General features: G+C 39.5%; 1 tRNA gene and 1 rRNA gene. Both read right to left on the bottom strand.

The features are described from left to right. Positions 1–314: 314 nt before the first annotated feature. Positions 315–390 (bottom strand) — tRNA-Glu (locus tag AB4486_RS22615). A 65-nt stretch (positions 391–455) separates the two neighbouring features. Beyond that, positions 456–565, bottom strand: a 16S ribosomal RNA gene (locus AB4486_RS22610); the annotation flags it as partial.

Genomic DNA, 565 nt, shown 5'->3' with positions numbered 1-565 from the left:
CCAAGGTTTTTGGTTGTCATCAAGAAGGGTTAATTCTCAATGACTGTTTGCCGGACTCAATTGTGATTCAAACTAAGTTTGAATCACTCTTTATTTCCACTTTTAAAAAGTGAAGACAAAAAGCCAAGACACTTGAATGTGTTTGTTGTGTTTATACCGTTCTTATTAAATAAGAGCAGATAAACATTGAGAACTTTTAAATTTGATTGAATTACTCGTAAGTAAGTCAATCAGTCAGCTTTCCAAATTGTTAAAGAGCTTGATTCAATAAAATGAACCATTTTTAAAAACACTTAAATAAATGTGCTTAAAGATGGTATCCCGTAGGGGAGTCGAACCCCTGTTACCGCCGTGAAAGGGCGGTGTCCTAGGCCTCTAGACGAACGGGACATAGGTTACTCTTAACTTTTTAAACCTATCAATCTGTGTGGACACTCATCGTAAATATCTTCGTATAAGGAGGTGATCCAGCCCCAGGTTCCCCTAGGGCTACCTTGTTACGACTTCACCCCAGTCATGAACCACAAAGTGGTGAGCGTCCTCCCCGAAAGGTTAAACTACCCAC

It is taken from the genome of Vibrio sp. 10N.222.55.C6, from assembly GCF_041473395.1.
Classification (GTDB): domain Bacteria; phylum Pseudomonadota; class Gammaproteobacteria; order Enterobacterales; family Vibrionaceae; genus Vibrio; species Vibrio crassostreae_C.
Note: the sequence above shows the minus strand (reverse complement) of the source record. Positions and strands in the feature narration are given on the sequence as shown.